The sequence below is a fragment of the Microbacterium sp. AR7-10 genome (assembly GCF_001878835.1).
Lineage (GTDB): Bacteria > Actinomycetota > Actinomycetes > Actinomycetales > Microbacteriaceae > Microbacterium > Microbacterium commune.
This window is the reverse complement of the sequence record NZ_MJIR01000054.1, coordinates 21,096-28,357: the sequence shown is the minus strand read 5'-3', so window position 1 is coordinate 28,357 and position 7,262 is coordinate 21,096. Positions and strand designations below refer to the sequence as shown.

Below are 7,262 nucleotides of genomic sequence, written 5' to 3'. Positions count from 1 at the left end.
CGCCGCGGTGAGCACCGCCGAGGAGGCGGAGCTCGCGACGGCGGGCGTGCCGGTCGTCCGCTCGCCGATCGTCGAGCTGACCGGTGAGCGGGGCCGCATCGCGGCCGTGCGCACCGCCGACGGCGAGGAGCGAGCGATCGACGGCGGGTTCGTGCGTCCGGAGTGGGAGGCGGATCTGTCGTTCCTCGACGGGATGCTGCCCGAACGCGACGACGACGGGCATCTGGTCACCGACCGGTCGGGGCGCACGAGCATCCGCGGTCTGTATGCGGCGGGCGATGTCGCGGCCCCCGGGCCGCAGCAGCTGATCGTCGCGGCCGGCGCCGGTGCGCGGGTCGCGGCGGTGATCACGCACGACGCGATCGGCGTCGCCACCGCGCACTGACCGCGGGCCGCTCTCACCGCCCGGCGATGCGCTCCAGCGCGACCAGCGGGATGACCACCCACGACGGACGGTTGCGCTTCTCGTAGACGGCCTCGTACACCGCCTTGTCGGCCTCGTAGGCGTCGAGCAGGGTTCGCAGCGGCGGACTCAGCTCGGCCCCCGCGTCCGCGTCCGCCGGATCGAGATCCAGAGCCGCCGTGTACGCGTGCAGGAAGTGCTCGCGCGCGATGTCCGACCACTCCTTCGCGCGTTCGCCGCGCAGGTCCACCCCGTCGCCGTCGCCAGGACGACCCGCCAGCGACATCTCCACGACGCCGGGAGCGTAGCTGAACGAGCGGAGCATGCCCGCGACATCGCGCCACGGCGAATCGGGCAGGGCGCGCTCGGCGAACGGCCGACCCGGTTCACCCTCGAAGTCGACGATCCGCCAGCCGTGCGAGGTGCGCAGCGTCTGCCCGAGGTGCAGGTCGCCGTGTACGCGCTGCACGTCGATCCCGTCGAGCTGCGCGACCGCGTCGTACAGGGCGCGCAGGCGATCGGCGTACGGCCCGATCTCGGGGACGACGGGCAGCGCCCGATCGAGCCGTTCGATCATCGCGCGAGCCAGCTGCGAGGTGGCCTCGTGATCTCGCCGCGCGGTCGGGAACCGCGTGCGCAGCGCGGCGTGCACCTCGGCGAGCGCCTCGCCGAGCCGGGCAGCCTCGCCGCCGAAATCTCCGCCGGATTCGGGCACCGTCAGCTCGGGGTCGGCCAGAGCAGTGCGGACGCTCCCCGTGGCCAGCTCGAATCCGTCGGCGGCCGTGCTCAGCAGCTCCTGCAGCATCGCCAGCTGCAGGACCTCGCCGTCGAGCTCGATCTCGACCCATCCGTAGAGCTCGGCGATGTGCTCCGAGCCGGCGCTGGTGAGCACGTCGTGGATCTCGATGTCGGGGTTCACCCCGGGGCTGACCTTGCGGAACAGCTTCATGATCGCCGTGTCGTCGAAACGCAGCGACGAGTTCGACTGCTCGCCGGTGAGGGGCGAGGGGCGCAGCCCCGCATCCAGCGCGGGACTGGCCGAGACTCGGCGGAAGCGTAGCCCGCCGACGTCGGCCCTGCCGTCCGGCTCGGCGGCGATGAAGCCGCGCAGCCACAGCGCCATGGCGTCGCGGTCGTGAACCGCGTCGTACAGGTGGCGCTCACGTCCCTCGAACTCGATCGCGCCGACGTAGGCGTGGCTGTGCCGATCGTCGAACTCGTCATAGGCCGACAGCGGCACCTGGTAGAGATCGCGGCCGCCCTCCTCGTCGGCGTATTCGACGGTGACCAGGAGCACGCGCACGGCGGGGTCGCGGCCGGCGTCGGTCAGCTCGCCGAGCTGTCGCACCGCGGTGACGTGGAACGGGCGGCCCTTGCCGCCGAACCACCGCGTGCGCACCAGGTAGCCCTCCAGAAGGGCATGATCGATCAGGCTCACAGCAGCCCCACCTCCTCAGAATCCTCCGCCGGCGCGTGCAGCTGGAACCAGTAGAAGCCGTGCCCGCCCAGCGTCAGCAGATACGGCCATTCGCCGATGCGCGGGAACGGCACCCCGCCGACCAGCTCGACCGGGATCATCCCCTCGAAGCGCCGCAGATCCAGCTCGACCGGCTGGGGGAACTGCGACAGGTTGTTCACGCACAGGATGACGTCGGACGTGCCGTCGTCGTTGGTGTGCTCGCGCGTGTACGACAGCACCGACGGGTTCGAGCCGCCGAGGTCGTTGAAGCCGCCGAGACCGAAGGCGGGATGCCGTTTGCGCGCCTGGATCATCTGCCTCGTCCAGTGCAGCAGCGACGAGCGGTCCTCCTGCTGCGCCTCGACGTTCACGGCGAGGTACCCGTACACGGGGTCCTGCACGACCGGCTTGCTGAGCTTGCCCGGGTTCGCGCTCGAGAATCCGGCGTTGCGGTCGCTGGTCCACTGCATCGGCGTGCGCACACCGTCGCGGTCGCCGAGCCAGATGTTGTCGCCCATGCCGATCTCGTCGCCGTAGTACAGCACCGGCGAGCCAGGCAGCGACAGCAGCAGGGCGGTGAACAGCTCGATGCGGTCGATGTCGTTCTCGAGCAGCGGGGCGAGGCGGCGCCGGATGCCGATGTTGGCCTTCATCCGCGGGTCCTGCGCGTACTCGTTCCACATGTAGTCACGGTCTTCGTCGGTGACCATCTCGAGCGTGAGCTCGTCGTGGTTGCGCAGGAAGATGCCCCACTGGCATCCGGCGGGGATGGTGGGGGTGTCGGCCAGGATCTCGCTGATCGGGTACCGCGATTCGCGGCGCACCGCCATGAAGATGCGCGGCATCACCGGGAAGTGGAAGCACATGTGGCACTCGTCGCCGCCGACCTCGGGGTCGCCGAAGTAGTCCACCACGTCGGCCGGCCACTGGTTCGCCTCGGCCAGCAGCACGCGGCCCGGGTAGTTCTCGTCGACGAACCGGCGCACCTTCCTGAGGAACTCGTGCGTCTCGGGCAGGTTCTCGCCGTTCGTGCCAGGGCGCTCGTAGAGGTACGGGACCGCGTCGAGGCGGAATCCGTCCAGACCCATGTCGAGCCAGAACCGCATGGCGTCGAGCATCGCCTCGTGCACCTTCGGGTTGTCGAAGTTCAGGTCGGGCTGGTGGCTGAAGAAGCGGTGCCAGAAGTACTGCTTGCGCACCGGGTCCCACGTCCAGTTGCTCGGCTCGGTGTCGACGAAGATGATCCGCGCGTCCTGGTAGAGCTCATCGGTGTCACTCCAGGCGTAGAAGTCGCCGTACGGCCCGTCCGGGTCGGTGCGGCTCGCCTGGAACCACGGATGCTCGTCGCTGGTGTGGTTCATGACGAAGTCGATGATCACCTTGATGCCGCGCTCGTGCGCGGCGTCGAGGAACTCCTGGAAGTCGTCGGTCGTGCCGAGGTCGGACTGCACTCCCGTGTAGTCGGCGACGTCGTACCCGCCGTCCCGCAGCGGGGAGGGGAAGAACGGCGGGATCCACAGGCAGTCGACACCCAGCCACTGCAGATAGTCGAGCTTGTCGATGAGGCCTCGGAAGTCTCCCACGCCGTCGCCGTCGCCGTCCTTGAACGAGCGCACGAGGACCTCGTAGAACACTGCCGTCTTGAACCACTCCGGCGCGGGGCTCCCCGGGGTGTCCGGGAACGGATCCTGCGTGAGCACCGGGATCGACGCGGTGTACGGGGCGGGCTCATCGGTCATACGGGCTCCCTCACCATCGGATTTCGTCCGAGGCCCAACCTGTCATACGAGACGGACGCTGGCTAGGGGGTTGTGCACCTCTTGACCTGAGCCGGTCCGAGTGCAAGAGGAGCCGGAAGCTCAGCGACCGCCGGGAGGCCCGATCAGCAGCAGGATGCTGAAGATCGCCACGATGGCGACCAGGATCAGCACGGCCAGCACCCAGGGGCGGTGCAGGAACCAGCGCATCGTGCGGTCGTACCAGGTGCGGTCGCGCGGGTCGTCGGTCTCGGTGAGACGCCACTGCCCCTCGAGTCGCCCGCTGCGGTGCAGCCAGATCTCCGCCGGGATGGTGGCGTACGGCACGATCGCGCTGGCGATCGCGGTCGCGGCCACGCCGGCGTGCCAGCGCTGGTTGAACGCGAGCAGCACCGCCGTGGCGCCGTAGGCGAGGAAGACGAACCCATGGATGCCGCCGCCGATCGTGACGAGCACCGACGGCTGCCCGACGGCGCGCAGGATGAGGGCGCTGATGAGCAGGGTCCAGGTGATCGCCTCAGCGATCGCGAGCACGCGGAACAGGCGGGCGGGAGTGGTGAACACGGTTCTCCTCGGGTGGGTGTGCTTCCACGGTAGGTGAGCGCGGCTATGCGGATGCCCGAGATGCAGGCCATCGCGGGCGTGAACCGCGAAAGATCATTCGAAAGGCTGACACGCCCGGGCTCCGGCACGACGGTCGGGCTGCGGCGTCACTCTCAGAAGGGCGGCTCGATGAAGGTGACGGTGTTCGGAGGCGGCGGCCGGTCGACGTACGTGCGACCGGTGGGGCTCGTCCACTCCAGCAACCCGTCGCCGTGCTGCACGACGTGCCACGGCGTCTGATGCTTCAGCACATGATGTCGCCGACACAGAGCGGCGAGGTTGTCTTCGCTGGTCTCCCCGCCGAAGGCGGCATCGCGGGTGTGGTCGAGATCGCTGTCGCGGGCCGGCATCCCGCATCCGGGGAAGCGACATCGCTCGTCGCGAGATCGCAGCCGACGGCGCAGCGATTCCGGAGGGCGGTACCGGTCGACGCACAGCACCCCGCCGTTCACGGGATGGGTGAGCACGCGATCCCACCCTGACGCGGCCCCGGCCAGCACCTGGGCGGAGGCGAGATCCATCGGCGCACGGCCGGAGAGCTCGGCAGCGGGACCGTCCGCACCCATCAGCGTGGTGACCGGCACGGTGACGGCGACGTGCGCGCTGATCGACCCGAGCAGTCGGTCGGCGGTGTCGTGACCGGCCGGAGCGCCGGTGAGCAGCAGATCCATGGCCAGGTCGAACCGACGCTGCGCGAGCGTACGCGGGTCGTCAGCCTGAGTCGGCTCGTCTTCGCCGCGCTCGGCGATCGCCTTCGCCATCTGCGTCAACCGGTCCTGCGCACCGTGGATCAGCACCGAGGGGCCGTACACGTGCAGCTCGGACATGGCATCCGGACCATCGGTCACCCACACGCCTCGATGCGCGCGGGCGTCCTCGTGTCGCTCGTCGAGCGTGCGCGACTGGTACTGCTGGGCGATGCGCTCGGCGATCACCCGCACCCGGCTCGGCGACTCGTGCTGCGCGAACCCCAGCACCCGCACGGCGTAGGCGGCGCGCGCGTCGCCGTCGTCGATGTGCGCACCCGCGTCGACGATCACGCGCGCATGCCCGGCGGTGATCAGCCCCGCACCCTGCGCATGCCACACCTGCGGAAACCGCTCGACCATCACCTCGGCCGCGACCATGCGCCGCTGCACGGTGCGGTCGCTCACGCGCAGCGCCGTCGCGAGTTCGGCCGCCACCGTGCGCAGGGTGAGATCCGAGTCCTCGATCCCGTCGCCCTGCTCAGCGATCGACATCGCCAGCCGATTCGCCAGGGCCAGCAGCCCGTCGCGTGCGGCGAGCATGCCCTGCAGGGTCTTCTCGACGGCCTGCAGCGACGACACGATCGCGTCGAGATTCGCGATGTCCTCACTGGTCGCCGTCGATATTCCGTTCATGTTTCGAGTATCGGACAGGCCACCGACATTCGTACTTCTCATCGCCCTCTCGAGCAGAGCGACGAGGCGACACGAGGGCGTCATTCGTTCGTCGTGGCGGCGTGGTCGGCACGACACGGGCATCCTGTAGCGTGTCGGCCATGACCGGTCGTGATGCCGCCTCCGTACCCCCGCCGACCGCCAGGACGGGAGCCGTCGCGGCGTTCGGCCGAGAGCACGGGAGCTCAGCTCCGGCGGCCACGAAGAAGCAGGTCATCTCGTGGGCGATGTGGGACTGGGCGATGCAGCCGTTCAACACGGTCATCCTCACGTTCGTCTGGATCGCGCTGTACCTGACCTCGCGGATGTTCCTCGAGCCTTCGGTGCGCGAGTCCGGTCTGCTGGCCGACGGCTCGTACATGAACTGCAACAGCTCCCCGTACGCCGCATCCGAGTACTGCCAGGGCCTCACCGACCTGTCGGAGTGGTGGGGCTGGGCGAACTTCGCCGCGGGCATCCTGATCCTGCTTCTCGCGCCGGTGCTCGGCCAGCAGGCCGACGCGCGCGGCAACAAGAAGAAGTGGGTCATCGGCGCCACCATCGGGATCGCGCTCGTGCAGTTCTCGCTGCTGTTCGTCGAAGCCGACCCGAAGTTCTTCTGGTTCGGCGCGTTCGCCGTCGCGGTCGCCGCGGTCGTCAGCGAGATCGGAAACGTCAGCTACTACGCGATGCTCTCCGAGGTGTCGACGCCGAAGAACGTCGGCCGCGTGTCCGGCCTCGGCTGGGGACTCGGGTACATCGGGGGCGTCGTCGCGCTGATCGTGTGCATCCCGGTGCTGTTCCTCGTCGGGCAGGACAACGCGCTCTCGTTCAAGCTCGTCGCCGTCATCTGCGCCGTGTGGACGATCGTCTTCTCGATCCCGATGTTCCGCAACGTGCCCGAGTCGCCGTCGTACGACACGGCCGAGAAGGTCGGCTTCCTCCGCTCGTACGTCGTGCTCGCCCGCAGCATCGCGGAACTGTTCCGCACCAACCGCCCGACGTTCTGGTTCATGCTCGCCGCAGCCGTCTACCGCGACGGCCTGGCCGGGGTGTTCGCGTTCGGTGCCGTGCTCGCCGCGCAGGGCTTCGGCTTCTCGTTCCTCGAGGTGATCATCTTCGGGCTCGCGGCCAACCTCGTCGCCGGCGTCTCGACGCTGCTCGCCGGGCGCATCGACGACGCCATCGGTCCGCGCCGACTCATCATCTTCGCCCTGTCCGGGCTCGTCCTGATGGCGTTCGTGGTCTATGCGCTGCGCGACTACGGCACCATCGTGTTCTGGATCTGCGGCCTGCTGCTGTGCGCGTTCGTCGGCCCGACCCAGGCATCCAGCCGCAGCCTGCTCACCCGCCTCACCCCGCCCAGCCAGCAGGGCACCATCTTCGGCCTCTACGCGACGACCGGCCGGGTGGCGTCGTTCCTGTCGCCGCTGGCATGGTCGCTGTTCCTCGCCTGGTTCGGCGGCATCGTCTACGGCGTGCTCGGCATCGCCGTGGTGCTGCTGATCGGCCTCGTGCTGCTGCTGTGCGTGCGCTTCCCGAAGGACGTCGGGGCGTGAGCCCAGACTCGCCACCCCGATCCGGATGCCGGCCTGCGGCGCATACCGGGATGTGCGCCTGCGGCGCAAGGGCTGCGCCGG

The 7,262-nt window shown here is 69.4% G+C and carries 6 protein-coding genes; 2 read left to right on the top strand and 4 right to left on the bottom strand.

From position 1 onward, the window contains the following. Nucleotides 1-385: FAD-dependent oxidoreductase (locus BFN01_RS06980; protein ID WP_143187190.1), on the top strand; the 385-nt coding region annotated here is incomplete at its 5' end. A 13-nt stretch (nt 386-398) separates the two neighbouring features. Here the strand turns inward: BFN01_RS06980 and BFN01_RS06975 are convergent. The 4 genes from BFN01_RS06975 to BFN01_RS06960 form a co-directional block, all read right to left on the bottom strand. Further along, the gene (locus tag BFN01_RS06975; RefSeq protein WP_083428689.1) at nt 399-1,841 is read right to left on the bottom strand and encodes a phosphotransferase; all 1,443 of its coding nucleotides are present in this window, start codon (nt 1,839-1,841) and stop codon (nt 399-401) included. Then, on the bottom strand, nt 1,838-3,601 hold the full coding sequence (gene treS / locus BFN01_RS06970; protein ID WP_071642985.1) for a maltose alpha-D-glucosyltransferase: 1,764 nt from the start codon (nt 3,599-3,601) through the stop codon (nt 1,838-1,840). Before treS ends, BFN01_RS06975 begins: the two co-directional genes overlap by 4 nt. A 120-nt stretch (nt 3,602-3,721) precedes the next feature. After that, on the bottom strand, nt 3,722-4,183 hold the full coding sequence (locus BFN01_RS06965; protein WP_071642984.1) for a DUF3817 domain-containing protein: 462 nt from the start codon (nt 4,181-4,183) through the stop codon (nt 3,722-3,724). Between the two features lie 152 nt (nt 4,184-4,335). Further along, nucleotides 4,336-5,604, bottom strand: coding sequence for an HNH endonuclease signature motif containing protein (locus tag BFN01_RS06960; RefSeq protein ID WP_071642982.1), 1,269 nt, complete (start codon nt 5,602-5,604; stop codon nt 4,336-4,338). A 140-nt stretch (nt 5,605-5,744) separates the two neighbouring features. Between BFN01_RS06960 and BFN01_RS06955 the strand changes: the two genes are divergently transcribed. Then, nucleotides 5,745-7,181, top strand: a complete 1,437-nt coding sequence (locus BFN01_RS06955) for an MFS transporter (protein WP_071642980.1) — start codon at nt 5,745-5,747, stop codon at nt 7,179-7,181. Nucleotides 7,182-7,262: the final 81 nt, after the last annotated feature.